The sequence below is a fragment of the Streptomyces sp. NPDC046821 genome (assembly GCF_040645335.1).
Lineage (GTDB): Bacteria > Actinomycetota > Actinomycetes > Streptomycetales > Streptomycetaceae > Streptomyces.
The window spans coordinates 93,419-107,836 of the sequence record NZ_JBEYYB010000020.1 but is presented as its reverse complement, the minus strand read 5'-3'; the positions used below and the strand labels follow the sequence as shown (position 1 = coordinate 107,836).

Here is a 14,418-nt window from a genome sequence, read left to right as displayed (position 1 = left end):
CGGCCCCGGGAGGCCGCGGGGAGGGAATGTGGTGCGGGGAAGGCCCACCCCCCCCCCGGGGGCGGGGGGGCCCCCCCCCCCGGGGGGGGGGGGGGGGCGGGGGGGGCCCCCCCCCCCCCCCCCCCGACTTTCGGGAAGGGGCGGGCTGGGGGAGTAAAACCCCCCAACGCCCGCCCCCACCCACCCAAGGAGAAAGAGCGACGTGCCCGAGGGCCACACAATCCACCGCCTGGCCCAAGACCACGGTGACCGCTTCGCGAACCGGCCCGTGGCCGTCCGCAGCCCGCAGGGCAAATTCTCCGACAGCGCCACCCTCCTGGACGGCCAAACCCTCACCACCACAGAAGCCCACGGCAAGCACCTCTTCCTAGGCTTCGAAGAAACATCCTGGATCCACATCCACCTGGGCCTCTTCGGTAAATACACCCTCGGAGAGACCCCCGCCCCACCCCCCACGGACACCGTCCGCCTACGCCTCCTCAGCGAGACCCACTACTCGGACCTCCGAGGCCCCACCACCTGCGCCCTGATCACGGACGCCGAGAAGCAGTCGATACACGACCGCCTCGGCCCCGACCCGCTCAGAACGGGCGACGACCCGGACAAGGCGTACGCCCGCGTGTCCCGCAGCCGCACCACGGTCGCCGCCCTCCTCATGGACCAGAAGATCATCGCGGGCGTGGGCAACGTCTACCGCGCGGAAGTCCTCTTCCGCCACGGCATAGACCCGTACACCCCGGGCAAGGCCGTGACCCCCGCCGAGTGGTCGGCGATCTGGACGGATCTGGTCGCGCTGATGCGCGAAGGCGTCCGCCACAACCGCATCGACACGGTCCGCCCCGAGCACACGCCGGAGGCGATGGGCCGCGCGCCGCGCGTCGACGACCACGGCGGCGAGGTGTACGTGTACCGCCGGGCCACGATGCCGTGCCACCTCTGCGGCACGGAGATCCGCACCGCGTCCCTCGCGGCCCGCAACCTCTTCTGGTGCCCGACCTGCCAGCCCACGCGCTGAGCCAAAGCCCCCAACTCCCCCACGGACAGCGCAAGATCGGCCGCGTCCTCCGTACGCACGCAGGACGCCCCCTTAGCGTCCCCGGTGAGCCGCCAACGCCCCGCGTTCCAGGGACAGAAGTCGTCCGCGACCTCGAACACGACGTCCACAGGCACCTGATACGCACGGGCCTCCAGCGCGGCACCCACGTCCACGAGCCGCACATGCATCCCGTCCCGCGGGTTCGTTGTCGGGTGCGGCGCTGTTGTGGCTGGTCGCGCAGTTCCCCGCGCCCCTGAGATGCGCACTTCGTGCGCCATCTCGTCGGGGAAGGCTGCGCGCAGCGCACGCCTTCAGGGGCGCGGGGAACTGCGCGCTCAGCCACAGCGGACCCGCACGTCGTCCGTCCCGGCCGGCGCGCCGATCCGCACCCGCGTCGAGTCGATCTCCACAGACGTCTTACGGCTGCCGACCCCGTACCCGAACCGCCCGTAGATCACCGCGCAGGTCCGTCGTCCTAAGGCATCCCTACCAGGACACCTCGGGCGAAGCGAGGGAATTTCCCCGCAGTTCAGGGCGCTCTGGCCACCCGGAACTGTCCAGCAAGAGGGACAAGTAGGACCTCCCGTGCGCATCCCCTGCTCTGATGGATAAGGTCCACGGGAAATGGCAAGACGACGCGCGCAAGCGGACACGTTCACGGCCCGGATGAAGATGCGACTGCACCGGGCCCGCATCGGCCTGCGCAGATCCGGAGTCGACTACTTCCGGGGCAACGGCTCCGACTGGGTCGCCCTCGTCGGCCTGCTCATCACGGTCCCCGTCATCGCGTTCGCCACCCTCATCAGCCCGGTGTGGTACTCCCCGACGGCGCTCGTCCTGCCGATCGTCGCGGGCGGCCTGCTGCTCCGCCCGGCCAGCCTCCTCGGCCTGTACGCGGCAGCCGCGACCGCCCTCGTCGTGGAGTCGGTCAGCCTCGACCCGGGTGCGCACGGCGCGGCCCAGGTCACCCCCGGCACCGTCCTTGTCGTGGCCGCGTGCAGCTTCTTCGGCCTGCTCATAGCCCAGTTCCGCAGCCGCGTCGGCGTGCCCTGGCGGCGCGGCGGCACGATGCTGTTCGACCTGCGCGAGCGCATCCGCGTACAGAGCAAGCTCCCGGAGCTGCCCGACGGCTGGCACCGCGAGATGGCGCTGCGGCCGGCCGGCGGACAGTCCTTCTCCGGCGACTTCGTGGTCGCGGCCCGTACGAACGGCGGCCGCACCCTCGAAGTGGTCCTCACGGACGTCTCCGGCAAGGGCATGGACGCGGGCTCGCGGGCCCTGCTCCTGTCCGGCGCCTTCGGCGGCCTCCTCGGCTCCCTCCCGCCGCACGCCTTCCTGCCCGCCGCCAACGGCTATCTGCTCCGCCAGGACTGGGACGAGGGCTTCGCGACCTCCATCCACCTGGTCCTCGACCTGGAGTCGGGCGACTACGAACTCTTCTCCGCCGGACACCCACCGGGCCTCCAGCTCAGCGCGGGCAGCGGCCGCTGGGAGGAGAAGACCGCCGAGGGCCCCCTCCTCGGGGTCTACGACGGCGCCCAGTTCGACCCCATCAAGGGCACGCTGCGCCCCGGCGACGTACTGATGCTCTTCACGGACGGCCTGGTCGAGACGTCGGACCGCGACATCACGGAAGGCATCGACCGCCTGACGGGCGAAGCGGACCGCTACGTCACGGGCGGCTTCCACGGGGCGGCGTGGCATCTCATCGAGGCGGTGGCCAAGGACGTGAACGATGACAGGGCGCTGCTGCTGGTGTGCCGGGATGTGTAGCGGGTTCGTTGTCGGGTGCGGCTTTCGTCGTGGCTGAGCGCGCAGTTCCCCGCGCCCCTTAGATGCGCACTTCGTGCGGCATCTCATCGGGGAAGGCTGCGTGCAGCGCAAGCCTTCAGGGGCGCGGGGCTGTGTCTAATAGCGGCTCCGCCGCAGGGCGCGACCAGCCACAGCGGACCCGCACCTGACGAACAAACCACCCCGTACGCTCAGCGAATGCTGACCCTCGCCGCCGTGGAGGCCCTGGCCCGCAGCGCCCACGCCACCCAGACCGACAAGGCCGGCCGCCCCTACGCGGAGCACCTCGCGGCGGTCGCCGCAGGGGTACGCGCAAGGGACGGCGACGACGACCAGATCGCGGCCGCCTGGCTGCACGACGCCATCGAGGACGACGCCCTGACCCCGCAATGGCTGGCCGAGGCCGACCTCACGGACCGCACCAAAGCAGTCGTCCTCGCCCTCACCAAACGCCCCGGCGAGCCTCCGGAGGCGTACGCCCAACGCATCCTGGCCACCCCCGGCGCCCTCCTCGTCAAGGAGTCGGACCTCGCCCACAACGCGAACCCGGCCCGCCTTGCCGTACTGGACGAGCCGACCCGGGAGCGCCTGACCCGTAAGTACGCCACGATGCGCGCACTCCTGGGCCTGGCGTAGGAAACGAAAGGCGTAGGCAACGAAAAGGGGGCGCCCGGCGACCAGTTCGCCGGACACCCCCTCTCAGTACCTAGGGGCCTAGGCCCCGCCGCGGTCGCGGGCCAGCTGCGCCGCGTCCTTCTTGAAGGCCCACTCCATCTTCGGTTCCATGGCGAACCGGAAGATCCGCTGCACCGGCGGCGTGCACAGCAGGGTCACGATCGTGGCCGCGACGACCGTCACGAACACCTCGCCCAGCGGCTTGTGCAGCCACGCGTAGTCGTCGAACCAGCCCCAGAAACGGGAGCCCTTCGCGATGAAGCCGTGCAGCAGGTAGCCGTACAGGGTGCCGGCGCCCAGCACCGTGAACCACATCTTCCGGCGCGGCACCCACGCGAAGAAGCACGACGTGAGGACCACCGAGCAGCCGAACAGCGCGAGCGTCATCACGACACCCGCCCACCACGGCGCACCCAGCTCCTGCGCGCTGTCGCGGTGGTAGAACCACGCCGACGTCATCCGCGGAGCGGCCCAGTAGGCGACGAGCAGCGCGGCCGCGAAGACCGGCACGGACAGGATCCGCACCTCACGCCGGCGCACCAGCTGGAAGTGCTCGGGCTTCATGCACAGGCCGAGCACGAAGAAGGGGAGGAACTGCAGCACACGCTGGAGGTCCAGGTCGTCGCCGATGTCGGGGGAGACGGACGCCAGCACCGCGATCGCGACCGCGAGCGGGATGGGCCAGCGCACGATCTTCCACAGCGGCGTGGTGAGCCGCCACACGAAGAGGGCGACCAGGAACCAGGTCAGGTACCAGGGGTCGAGCAGACTGATCGGCTGCGTCGGATCGTCGTCCGCCCAGCGCTTGAAGAACGTATAGGCGACCTCGAAGAGCACGTAGGGGACCGCGACGCCGGTGATCAGGCGCTTGAGCCGGTCCGGGCGCATGTCGAAACTGCGCGAGAAGTAGCCGGAGATGACGATGAACGCCGGCATGTGGAACGTGTAGACGATCATGTAGAGCGCCTCGGCGACGCGACTGTGATCCGTCAGGGGTTCCCAGGAGTGGCCCATCGCGACCAGCACGATGGCCAGGTACTTCGCGTTGTCGAAGAACGCGTCCCGCTGTTTCGCGGGCTGGGCGGCCGGTGTGGGGGATGCGGCTGCCGCGTTCGGAGGCTGATGGGAAGGGGCCGTGTGCGCCGCGGGGAGCGGGGCTCGGGTGGGGGCAGCGCGGAACATCTGAGGCACCTTAGTGGCGCCTCAGGTATTTCGTAAAACCCTCGCCTCAAATCTTCCTTAACACGCGAGCACCCCTGATTAGGAGAAGTCGGTATGACCCTTGAGGTGTTTCCGCAGGTAGCCCCCTCATTACTTCGGGAGGCATCCATATCAGTCCGCTATGGCCACTTTCATCCCGATTAATTAGTGCATATCGGCCGCGAAAGGTCGGCCTGGATGTGTCCTGCGCGACAATTTGAATTACTGCGGAGTGGCACGTTCCGGTGCTCGCGTGACCATCCTGTGGACGCGCTGTGTGTGCATGGAAACGATCAGGTCGAATTATCGGGCGCGCGGTCCTGCGAATTTTCCCCGGGGGGCCGCGCTGATCATGTGCCGCACGGGTCCGCGGCCCGAGCGCCCGTGTTCGCCCGTGGCCGACGTTGCGTCATGGGCCGCATAGGGGAGGCGTGTTGGTGGCACGATGGTTCTGGCGGGGGTGTGCGGGGTCGTACCCCCCGGGCCGGGAGAGTCGACCGACCTAGGGTGTGATCAGTGTGGCCATTTCGCTGTCAGTAGTGCTGCTGTTGGCGATCATTCTTGTCGTGCTGATCCGAGGAGGGTCGATCAAGGCGGGGCCGGCCATCGTGGCGATCCTTTTCGGGTTCTTCCTGGCCTCGACCGGCATGGCCGGCGACATCCAAAGGTTCCTGAACTCGATTGCGTCCACGATCAACTCGATCCGGTTCTGACGCGCGACGTACGAAAAGACCCCGGGCCCGGTTCCTGAGAACCGGGCCCGGGGCCACAAGAGCGGGCGACGGGAATCGAACCCGCGTAGCTAGTTTGGAAGACTAGGGCTCTACCATTGAGCTACGCCCGCACAACTCGCACCGCAGGTCTTCGACCGCGGCAACGGGATGCATCGTAGCGGGTCGCGGGCCTTCGCCGCACACCCCTTTCACGCCGCTCGCGATGCGGGAGCCGCACCGGCCGCGTGCATGTACCCTACGTCTCGCACCGACGGGGTGTGGCGCAGCTTGGTAGCGCGTCCGCTTTGGGAGCGGAAGGCCGTGGGTTCAAATCCCGCCACCCCGACCAGCGTCTGAGACAGGCCGTCGACCGTGGTCGGGGACAGCCGTCAATCTCTCTCCAAGATCGCGTTGTGGGTCGGCTCCGGCTTGCCGTTACTATGCAAGCTGCGTGCCCGTGTGTCTCTTAAACCGGGCAGGATCCCAGAAGTCAGCCCCCAAGGAGACCGAACCGTGAAGAGCGCCGTGGAGACCCTGAACCCGACCCGGGTTCGGCTCAGCATCGAGGTGCCCTTCGAGGAGCTCAAGGACAGCCTCGACGCGGCGTACAAGAAGATCAACCAGCAGGTCACGGTGAAGGGCTTCCGCAAGGGCAAGATCCCTGCCCGCGTCATCGACCAGCGGTTCGGCCGCGGTGCGGTCCTGGAGGAGGCGGTCAACGACGCGCTTCCGAAGTTCTACACCGAAGCGGTCAACGAGGCCGAGCTCAACGTGCTGGGCCAGCCCGAGGTCGACATCACGGAGCTGAAGGACGGCGAGACGCTGAACTTCACCGCCGAGGTCGACGTCCGCCCGACCATCGAGATCCCGGACTACTCCGGCATCGAGGTCGAGGTCGACGCCGTCGAGGTCACCGACGAGGACGTGGACAAGTCCGTCGAGCAGCTCCGTGAGCGCTTCGCCTCGACCTCCCCGGTCGAGCGTGCCGCCCAGGACGGCGACGTCGTGACGATCGACCTCGAGGCCAAGGTCGACGGCGAGGTCCTGGAGGACGGCGTCGCTTCCGGCGTCTCCTACACGATCGGCTCCGGCGAGCTCCTCGACGGCATCGACGAGGCCGTGAAGGGCCTGGAGGCCGGTGGCGAGGCCACCTTCACCTCCGAGCTCAAGGGCGGCTCCGCCGAGGGCAAGGAGGCCGAGGTCACCGTCAAGGTCACCCAGGTCGCCGCCCGTGAGCTGCCGGGCCTGGACGACGAGTTCGCCCAGCTCGCCTCCGAGTTCGACACCCTCGACGAGCTGAAGGCCGACAGCCGCAAGCGCCTCGAGAACATGAAGCAGTACGACCAGGCCACGCAGGCCCAGGAGCGCGTCCTGGAGAAGCTGCTCGAGCTGGTCGAGGTCCCCGTCCCCGAGAAGCTCCTCGCGGACGAGATCCAGACCCGTACGCACAACCTCGAGCACCACCAGCTCGGCCAGATGGGCCTCGACCTGGACAAGTACCTGGAGATCCAGGGCAAGTCCCGCGAGGAGTTCGACGCCGAGACCGAGGCTGCCGCGGTCAAGGGCATCAAGACGCAGTTCGTCCTCGACGAGCTCGTCAACAAGGAGAAGCTGAACGTCAACCAGGAGGAGCTCACCGAGCACCTCATGCGTCGCGCGCAGTCCTCCGGCATGTCCCCCGACCAGTTCGCCCAGGCCGTCGTCGAGGGCGGCCAGGTCCCGATGCTCGTCGGCGAGGTCGCCCGCGGCAAGGCCCTCGCGGTCGTCGTCGAGGCCGCCACGGTCAAGGACACGAACGGCGAGCTCGTCGACCTCGAGGACGAGGACGAGACCGCTGCCGCGGAGGAGACGGTCGAGGCCGCGGTCGAGGCCGACGCCGCCGAGTAATCGCGTAGCTCTGCTGTAGGTCGATGGGCCCCGGGATCTCATGTCCCGGGGCCCATCGCGTCCCCGTAAGGGGCGCGGGGCTGTCACATGTGCGGCTCCGCCGCGTGGGCGCGACAAGCCCCCACCGACCCGCAGACGACCCTCCCGAGCCGCGCAGCGACGGCGCAGCGACCTGCGCTCACAGCGAACAGTTCCCTCCGCGGGATTCCCCGGAGGGGCCCGCGCGTTAGGGTCCATGAATACGAGGGCAGGACTCCCCGACGCCGCCGGACCCGGCGAGCGGATGCGGGCCCTGGGCCCTCCGCAGAAGACGCGAGACGGCGCGTTGCCGTCAGAGACGAGCAGGTGGATACGTGACGAATCTGATGCCTTCCGCCGCAGGCGAGCCGTCCATCGGTGGTGGCCTCGGCGACCATGTGTACAACCGGCTGCTCGGTGAGCGGATCATCTTCCTGGGCCAGCAGGTCGACGACGAGATCGCCAACAAGATCACGGCCCAGATGCTGCTCCTCGCCGCCGATCCCGACAAGGACATCTACCTCTACATCAACAGCCCCGGCGGCTCGGTGACGGCCGGCATGGCGATCTACGACACCATGCAGTACATCCCGAACGACGTCGTGACGATCGGCATGGGCATGGCCGCCTCCATGGGCCAGTTCCTGCTGACCGGCGGCACCGCGGGCAAGCGCTTCTCGCTTCCCAACACCGACATCCTGATGCACCAGGGCTCCGCCGGCATCGGCGGTACGGCCTCGGACGTCAAGATCCAGGCCGAGTACCTGCTGCGGACCAAGAAGCGCATGGCGGAGATCACGGCCCGGCACTCCGGCCAGACCGTCGAGACGATCATCCGTGACGGTGACCGTGACCGCTGGTACACCGCCGAGGAGGCCAAGGCGTACGGCCTCATCGACGAGATCATCACTGCCGCTACGGGTGTTCCGGGCGGCGGCGGTACCGGGGCCTGAGCCCCGGTACGCGGTCAATCAAGCCCACCTCACCAGGACGGAACACCGACCATGAACAACATCCCCGGCAGCGGCCTGTACACCGGCCCGCAGGTCGACAACCGCTACGTCATCCCGCGCTTCGTCGAGCGCACCTCGCAGGGCGTGCGTGAGTACGACCCGTACGCGAAGCTCTTCGAGGAGCGCGTGATCTTCCTCGGTGTGCAGATCGACGACGCGTCCGCCAACGACGTCATGGCGCAGCTCCTGTGCCTGGAGTCGATGGACCCGGACCGCGACATCTCCATCTACATCAACAGCCCCGGCGGCTCGTTCACGGCCCTCACGGCCATCTACGACACGATGCAGTTCGTGAAGCCGGACATCCAGACGGTCTGCATGGGCCAGGCGTCCTCCGCGGCCGCCGTGCTCCTCGCCGCCGGTACGGCGGGCAAGCGCATGGCGCTGCCGAACGCCCGCGTGCTGATCCACCAGCCCTCCGGCGGCACCGGCCGCGAGCAGCTCTCCGACCTGGAGATCGCGGCGAACGAGATCCTCCGGATGCGTGAGCAGCTGGAGGAGATGCTGGCCAAGCACTCGACGACGCCGATCGAGAAGATCCGCGACGACATCGAGCGCGACAAGATCCTCACGGCCGAGGACGCCCTGGCGTACGGCCTGATCGACCAGATCATCTCCACCCGGAAGATGAACAACTCCGCGGTGGCGTGACACAGCGCTGTATCGTCTGCCGTTCCTTGGCACGATTCACGTCAAAGTGAACCGTGCCAAGGGGGGCCCGAACGGGGGGCCCGGCAAGGTACCGTCGGATACAGGCACCAGGAGCCGCTTGTGCGAGCGTCTCCCAGGCGAAGGGGAAGCACCTCGTGGCACGCATCGGTGACGGCGGCGATCTGCTCAAGTGCTCGTTCTGCGGAAAGAGCCAGAAGCAGGTCAAGAAGCTCATCGCAGGCCCCGGTGTGTACATCTGCGACGAGTGCATCGACCTCTGCAACGAGATCATCGAGGAAGAGCTCGCCGAGACGAGCGAGGTCCGCTGGGAAGAACTTCCCAAGCCTCGTGAGATCTACGAGTTCCTCGAGGGCTATGTCGTGGGCCAGGAGGCCGCGAAGAAAGCCCTCTCGGTCGCTGTGTACAACCATTACAAGCGGGTCCAGGCCGGAGAGAACGGCGGGGCCCAGGGACGCGACGACGCGATCGAGCTGTCGAAGTCCAACATCCTGCTCCTGGGCCCCACGGGCTCGGGCAAGACCCTCCTGGCCCAGACCCTGGCCCGCATGTTGAACGTGCCGTTCGCCATCGCCGACGCGACGGCGCTGACGGAGGCCGGCTATGTGGGCGAGGACGTCGAGAACATCCTCCTGAAGCTCATCCAGGCGGCGGACTACGACGTCAAGAAGGCCGAGACCGGGATCATCTACATCGACGAGATCGACAAGGTCGCCCGCAAGAGCGAGAACCCGTCGATCACGCGCGATGTGTCCGGTGAGGGCGTCCAGCAGGCCCTGCTCAAGATCCTCGAAGGGACCACGGCTTCCGTCCCGCCCCAGGGCGGCCGCAAGCACCCCCACCAGGAGTTCATCCAGATCGACACGACGAACGTCCTGTTCATCGTGGGCGGCGCCTTCTCGGGCCTGGAGAAGATCATCGAGGCCCGCGCGGGTGCCAAGGGCATCGGCTTCGGCGCGACGATCCACTCCAAGCGCGAGCTGGAGGAGAAGGACCAGTTCCAGGAGGTTATGCCGGAGGACCTGGTGAAGTTCGGGATGATCCCCGAGTTCATCGGCCGTCTCCCCGTCATCACCTCGGTCCACAACCTGGACCGCGAGGCGCTCCTCCAGATCCTCCTGGAGCCGCGCAACGCCCTGGTGAAGCAGTACCAGCGCCTCTTCGAACTCGACGGTGTGGAGCTGGACTTCGAGCGGGCGGCCCTGGAGGCCATCGCCGACCAGGCCATCCTGCGCCGCACCGGCGCCCGCGGCCTGCGCGCGATCATGGAGGAAGTCCTCCAGTCCGTGATGTACGAGGTCCCCTCCCGCAAGGACGTGGCCCGCGTAGTCATCACGGCCGAGGCGGTCCACTCGAACGTGAACCCGACCCTCATCCCGCGCGAGGCCCGCGGCCCGGGCGCGGGGGAGCAGAAGTCCGCGTAGGCGGCGGCGTACGACATGACGGAGGGGCGCCCGGCGAGCTGATCGCCGGGCGCCCCTCCGTCATGTCCGGGTGTGCTTACTCGGCGACGCGGACTTCCTTGCGCAGGTTGGCGGTGACCTTCGCGGAGTCGTCCAGGCTGATGCCCTTGCCGCCGGCGACGGGGACGCCCATGCCGATCGTGCTGTAGTCCGCCCACAGGCACATGTACTGCGTGTCGATCTGGTGGGTCTGGGCGTTCTTGGCCGACGCCTGCTGGCACTTCATGATCGCGCCGTCGAGACCGTCGGGCTCGACCGTCTGCGGGTCGCCCTTGTACGTCAGCTTCGGCTTCGACGGATCCGCCGGCTGATCCGCCTGCTGCTTCTTCATGTTGGCGAAGGTGGCGTCGATCGCCGCCTCGGGGTCCTTCACCTTGCCGTAGATGCCCACGAAGGTGACGGCCTTCGACGTGGCGACCTCGGCCGGCGACGGCGGCTTCGGCGCGGCGGGGTTGATGTTGAGCGTCGAGTAGATGGCGTTGACGGCCTTGGCGTTCGTGACCCCGCTCTCCGCGAGGGCCTTGGCGCTGCCCGAACTGGCTTCCTGGGGACCCTTGTCGTCGGTGAGGCGCTTGTAGTCGCCCATCACCACCGCCGGCGTGATCAGCTTGTGCGGGCCGTCGTCGGCGAGCGAGTTGCCGCCGAAGAGCAGGTACGCGCCGACACCGAGCGCCGCGACCACGGCGACCGCGCCGATGATCAGGCCCGTCTTGTTCTTGCCGCCCGCGGGAGCACCGGGGGGCGGGGGCATCTGCCCGTAGGGAGCCTGGCCGTAAGGGGCCTGGGGCTGCTGCCCGTAGGGGCCCGGCTGCTGGGGCTGGCTGTAGCCGCCCGGCTGGCCGTACGGAGGCTGCTGCGGGGGAACGCCCTGCGGGGGCTGCTGCGGGTACCCGTAGCCGGGCTGAGGCGCCTGGGGCGGCTGACCGTAAGGACCAGGCTGCTGCGGCTGGCCATAAGGGCCAGGCTGCTGCGGCTGGCCGTAAGGTCCGGGCTGCTGAGGCTGCTGCCCGCCGTACGGGCCCGGCTGGTTGTAGCTCATTTCTGGGGTTCCCTCCGATGCATACGCGTTCCGAACATCCTGACGGAAGCCGGTCGCGCGTGGGGAACCCAGGGGCGGATCGGTGCCAGGTTGTTGAAAGTCTGTTTCCGAAACGTCGGCCGTACGGCGTGGCCACGTCGCACGGGAATCCGGTTTCGGTGCACCCCCTCCGCGCCTCTAAACTGAGCCCGTGACCGAGAACACTCAGCAGCAGAACCCAGCGCCCACCACCGAACTGCCGACCCAGTACGCGCCGGCCGAGGTAGAGGGGGCGCTGTACGAGCGCTGGGTGGACCGGGGTTACTTCACGGCCGATCCCAAGAGCGAGAAGCCGCCGTACACGATCGTCATCCCCCCGCCGAACGTCACGGGTTCGCTCCACCTCGGGCACGCGTTCCAGCACACGCTGATGGACGCGCTGACCCGGCGTAAGCGGATGCAGGGCTTCGAGACGCTGTGGCTGCCGGGCATGGACCACGCCGGTATCGCCACGCAGAACAAGGTGGAGCAGCAGCTCGCCGAGGAGGGCAAGTCCCGCCACGACCTGGGCCGCGAGGACTTCGTCGAGCGCGTCTGGCAGTGGAAGCAGGAGTACGGCGGCAAGATCCTCGGCCAGATGCGCCGCCTCGGTGACGGCGTCGACTGGTCGCGCGAGCGCTTCACGATGGACGAGGGCCTGTCCAAGGCCGTCCAGACCATCTTCAAGAAGATGTACGACGACGGCCTGATCTACCGCGCCGAGCGCATCATCAACTGGTGCCCGCGCTGTCTGACGGCCATCTCCGACATCGAGGTCGACTACCAGGACGACGACGGCGAGCTCGTCTCGCTGAAGTACGGCGAGGGCGACGAGACCCTCGTCGTCGCGACGACCCGTGTCGAGACGATGCTCGGTGACACCGCCGTCGCCGTCCACCCGGACGACGAGCGGTACGCGCACCTGATCGGCAAGCGCATCAAGCTGCCGCTCACCGACCGCACCATCCCCGTCGTCGCCGACACCCACGTCGACCCCGAGTTCGGCACCGGTGCCGTCAAGGTGACGCCGGCTCACGACCCGAACGACTTCGCGATCGGCCAGCGCCACGGCCTGGAGACCCGCACCGTCATGGACGAGCGCGGCATCATCACCGTGCCCGGTCCCTTCGAGGGCCTGGACCGCTTCGAGGCGCGCTCGGCCATCGTCGACGCGATGCGCGGCCAGGGCCGCGTCGTCGCCGAGAAGCGTCCGTACGTCCACTCGGTCGGCCACTGCTCGCGCTGCAAGACCACGATCGAGCCGCGCCTGTCGCTCCAGTGGTGGGTCAAGGTCGAGACGCTGGCCAAGGCCGCCGGTGACGCCGTCCGCGACGACCGCGTCAAGCTCCACCCCAAGGAGATGGAGAAGCGGTACTTCGACTGGGTCGACAACCTCAACGACTGGTGCATCTCCCGCCAGTTGTGGTGGGGCCACCGCATCCCCGTCTGGTACGGCCCGAACGGCGAGGTCGTCTGCGTCGGCCCCGACGAGCAGCCGCCCGGCACCGAGGCCGAGGGCTGGACCCAGGACGAGGACGTCCTCGACACCTGGTTCTCCTCCGGCCTGTGGCCGTTCTCCACGCTCGGCTGGCCGGAGCAGACCCCGGACCTGGAGAAGTTCTACTCGACCGACGTCCTGGTCACCGGCCACGACATCATCTTCTTCTGGGTCGTCCGGATGATGATGTTCGGTCTCTACGCGATGGACGGCGAGGTCCCGTTCAAGACGGTCGCCCTGACCGGTCTCGTCCGCGACGAGAACGGCAAGAAGATGTCGAAGTCCTTCGGCAACGTCGTCGACCCGCTGGACTGGATGGACAAGTACGGCTCGGACGCCCTGCGCTTCACGCTGGCGCGCGGCGCCAACCCGGGCACGGACGTCCCGATCGGCGAGGACTGGGTCCAGGCCTCCCGTAACTTCGCCAACAAGATCTGGAACGCGACCCGCTTCGCGCTGATGAACGGCGCGACGGTCGAGGGCCCGCTGCCGGAGCCGTCGCAGATGTCGGCGACGGACCGCTGGATCCTGTCGCGCCTGAACAAGACGGTCGCCGAAGTCGACGCGTTCTACGACGACTTCCAGTTCGCCAAGCTCTCCGACGCCCTCTACCACTTCGCGTGGGACGAGGTCTTCGACTGGTACGTCGAGCTGTCGAAGACGACGTTCATGGCCGGCGGCGAGCAGGCCAAGGTGTCCAGCCGGGTCCTCGGCGAGGTCCTCGACGTGACGCTGCGACTGCTGCACCCCGTCGTCCCGTTCGTGACCGAGACCCTGTGGACCACGCTCACCAGCGGCGAGTCCGTCGTCGTGGCGAACTGGCCGGCCGACAGCGGCTTCCGCGACGCCGACGCCGAGCGCGAGATCGAGACGCTTCAGCAGGTCATCACCGAGGTCCGCCGCTTCCGCGCCGACCAGGGCCTCCAGCCCGGCCAGCGCGTCCCGGCCCGGCTCACCCTCGACGGGACGGCGCTCGCCCCGCACGAGGCGGCCATCCGCCAGCTGCTGCGCCTCCAGCCGGAGGGCGACGCTTTCGCGGCCACCGCGACCCTGCCGATCGCCGGTGCCGAGGTCGCGCTCGACCTGTCCGGCACGATCGACGTGGCGGCGGAGCGCAAGCGTCTCGCCAAGGACCTGGCCGCTGCCGAGAAGGAGAAGGCCCAGTCCCAGGCGAAGCTCGGCAACGAGGCCTTCCTGGCCAAGGCGCCGGACGCCGTCGTCGACAAGATCCGCGGCCGCCTCGCCAAGGCCGACGAGGACATCGCCCGCATCCAGCAGCAGCTGGAGCGGCTGCCGCAGGCGTGACCTGACGCGCGGCTGACGTGAACGGACGAAGGCCCCCGGAACCGACAGGGTTCCGGGGGCCTTCGCTTGCCTGCTCACGGGGTGCGCCGGGAG

The 14,418-nt window shown here is 68.5% G+C and carries 12 protein-coding genes, 2 tRNA genes and 1 pseudogene; 10 read left to right on the top strand and 5 right to left on the bottom strand.

The features are described 5' to 3' along the window. Nucleotides 1–202: 202 nt before the first annotated feature. The gene (locus ABZ893_RS32905) at nucleotides 203–1,015 is read left to right on the top strand and encodes a DNA-formamidopyrimidine glycosylase family protein (RefSeq protein ID WP_361411381.1); all 813 of its coding nucleotides are present in this window, start codon (nucleotides 203–205) and stop codon (nucleotides 1,013–1,015) included. Between the two features lie 5 nt (nucleotides 1,016–1,020). Here ABZ893_RS32905 and ABZ893_RS32900 read toward each other — a convergent pair. After that, nucleotides 1,021–1,233, bottom strand: a pseudogene (locus ABZ893_RS32900) (sterol carrier protein domain-containing protein); the annotation flags it as partial. Nucleotides 1,234–1,371: 138 nt separating this feature from the next. Beyond that, nucleotides 1,372–1,494: a hypothetical protein gene (locus tag ABZ893_RS32895; protein ID WP_361411397.1), complete on the bottom strand. Its 123-nt coding sequence runs from the start codon at nucleotides 1,492–1,494 to the stop codon at nucleotides 1,372–1,374. 166 nt (nucleotides 1,495–1,660) lie between these two features. Here ABZ893_RS32895 and ABZ893_RS32890 point away from each other — a divergent pair, with 166 nt between their 5' ends. Continuing rightward, nucleotides 1,661–2,809: a PP2C family protein-serine/threonine phosphatase gene (locus ABZ893_RS32890; RefSeq protein WP_361411379.1), complete on the top strand. Its 1,149-nt coding sequence runs from the start codon at nucleotides 1,661–1,663 to the stop codon at nucleotides 2,807–2,809. Nucleotides 2,810–3,025: 216 nt separating this feature from the next. Then, the gene (locus ABZ893_RS32885) at nucleotides 3,026–3,463 is read left to right on the top strand and encodes an HD domain-containing protein (RefSeq protein WP_361411377.1); all 438 of its coding nucleotides are present in this window, start codon (nucleotides 3,026–3,028) and stop codon (nucleotides 3,461–3,463) included. A 78-nt stretch (nucleotides 3,464–3,541) separates the two neighbouring features. On the opposite strand, the gene ABZ893_RS32880 is transcribed toward ABZ893_RS32885, so the two are convergent. Then, nucleotides 3,542–4,684, bottom strand: a complete 1,143-nt coding sequence (locus ABZ893_RS32880; RefSeq protein ID WP_361411375.1) for an acyltransferase family protein — start codon at nucleotides 4,682–4,684, stop codon at nucleotides 3,542–3,544. Nucleotides 4,685–5,220: 536 nt separating this feature from the next. On the opposite strand from ABZ893_RS32880, the gene ABZ893_RS32875 reads away from it, so the two are divergent. Further along, the gene (locus ABZ893_RS32875; protein ID WP_361411373.1) at nucleotides 5,221–5,415 is read left to right on the top strand and encodes a hypothetical protein; all 195 of its coding nucleotides are present in this window, start codon (nucleotides 5,221–5,223) and stop codon (nucleotides 5,413–5,415) included. Between the two features lie 60 nt (nucleotides 5,416–5,475). Here ABZ893_RS32875 and ABZ893_RS32870 read toward each other — a convergent pair. After that, nucleotides 5,476–5,546, bottom strand: a tRNA-Gly gene (locus ABZ893_RS32870). A gap of 141 nt (nucleotides 5,547–5,687) precedes the next feature. Here ABZ893_RS32870 and ABZ893_RS32865 point away from each other — a divergent pair. The 5 genes from ABZ893_RS32865 to clpX all read left to right on the top strand — a co-directional run bounded on the left by ABZ893_RS32865 (nucleotide 5,688) and on the right by clpX (nucleotide 10,426). Continuing rightward, a tRNA-Pro gene (locus tag ABZ893_RS32865) sits at nucleotides 5,688–5,764 on the top strand. A 164-nt stretch (nucleotides 5,765–5,928) separates the two neighbouring features. After that, nucleotides 5,929–7,302, top strand: a complete 1,374-nt coding sequence (gene tig, locus ABZ893_RS32860; protein ID WP_361411371.1) for a trigger factor — start codon at nucleotides 5,929–5,931, stop codon at nucleotides 7,300–7,302. A 365-nt stretch (nucleotides 7,303–7,667) separates the two neighbouring features. Next, entirely contained in the window at nucleotides 7,668–8,273 is a 606-nt protein-coding gene (locus ABZ893_RS32855; protein WP_361411395.1) for an ATP-dependent Clp protease proteolytic subunit, read from the top strand. Nucleotides 8,274–8,324: 51 nt separating this feature from the next. Beyond that, nucleotides 8,325–8,984: an ATP-dependent Clp protease proteolytic subunit gene (locus tag ABZ893_RS32850; RefSeq protein ID WP_361411369.1), complete on the top strand. Its 660-nt coding sequence runs from the start codon at nucleotides 8,325–8,327 to the stop codon at nucleotides 8,982–8,984. A gap of 155 nt (nucleotides 8,985–9,139) precedes the next feature. Then, entirely contained in the window at nucleotides 9,140–10,426 is a 1,287-nt protein-coding gene (clpX, locus tag ABZ893_RS32845; protein WP_361411367.1) for an ATP-dependent Clp protease ATP-binding subunit ClpX, read from the top strand. 76 nt (nucleotides 10,427–10,502) lie between these two features. Here clpX and ABZ893_RS32840 read toward each other — a convergent pair whose 3' ends face one another. Continuing rightward, a complete protein-coding gene (locus tag ABZ893_RS32840; RefSeq protein WP_361411365.1) occupies nucleotides 10,503–11,504 on the bottom strand; it encodes a hypothetical protein in 1,002 nt (333 codons plus the stop codon). 190 nt (nucleotides 11,505–11,694) lie between these two features. Between ABZ893_RS32840 and ABZ893_RS32835 the strand changes: the two genes are divergently transcribed. Next, complete coding sequence (locus tag ABZ893_RS32835) at nucleotides 11,695–14,325, top strand: valine--tRNA ligase (RefSeq protein ID WP_361411363.1); 2,631 nt, start codon at nucleotides 11,695–11,697, stop codon at nucleotides 14,323–14,325. Nucleotides 14,326–14,418: the final 93 nt, after the last annotated feature.

What these genes read in the sequence shown, in the direction of transcription:
- ABZ893_RS32890 (WP_361411379.1), top strand. Translation starts at nt 1,661, where the DNA reads ATGGCAAGACGACGCGCGCAAGCGGACACGTTCACGGCCCGGATGAAG.
- ABZ893_RS32885 (WP_361411377.1), top strand. Translation starts at nt 3,026, where the DNA reads ATGCTGACCCTCGCCGCCGTGGAGGCCCTGGCCCGCAGCGCCCACGCC.
- ABZ893_RS32880 (WP_361411375.1), bottom strand. Translation starts at nt 4,684, where the DNA reads ATGTTCCGCGCTGCCCCCACCCGAGCCCCGCTCCCCGCGGCGCACACG.
- ABZ893_RS32855 (WP_361411395.1), top strand. Translation starts at nt 7,668, where the DNA reads ATGCCTTCCGCCGCAGGCGAGCCGTCCATCGGTGGTGGCCTCGGCGAC.
- ABZ893_RS32850 (WP_361411369.1), top strand. Translation starts at nt 8,325, where the DNA reads ATGAACAACATCCCCGGCAGCGGCCTGTACACCGGCCCGCAGGTCGAC.
- ABZ893_RS32840 (WP_361411365.1), bottom strand. Translation starts at nt 11,504, where the DNA reads ATGAGCTACAACCAGCCGGGCCCGTACGGCGGGCAGCAGCCTCAGCAG.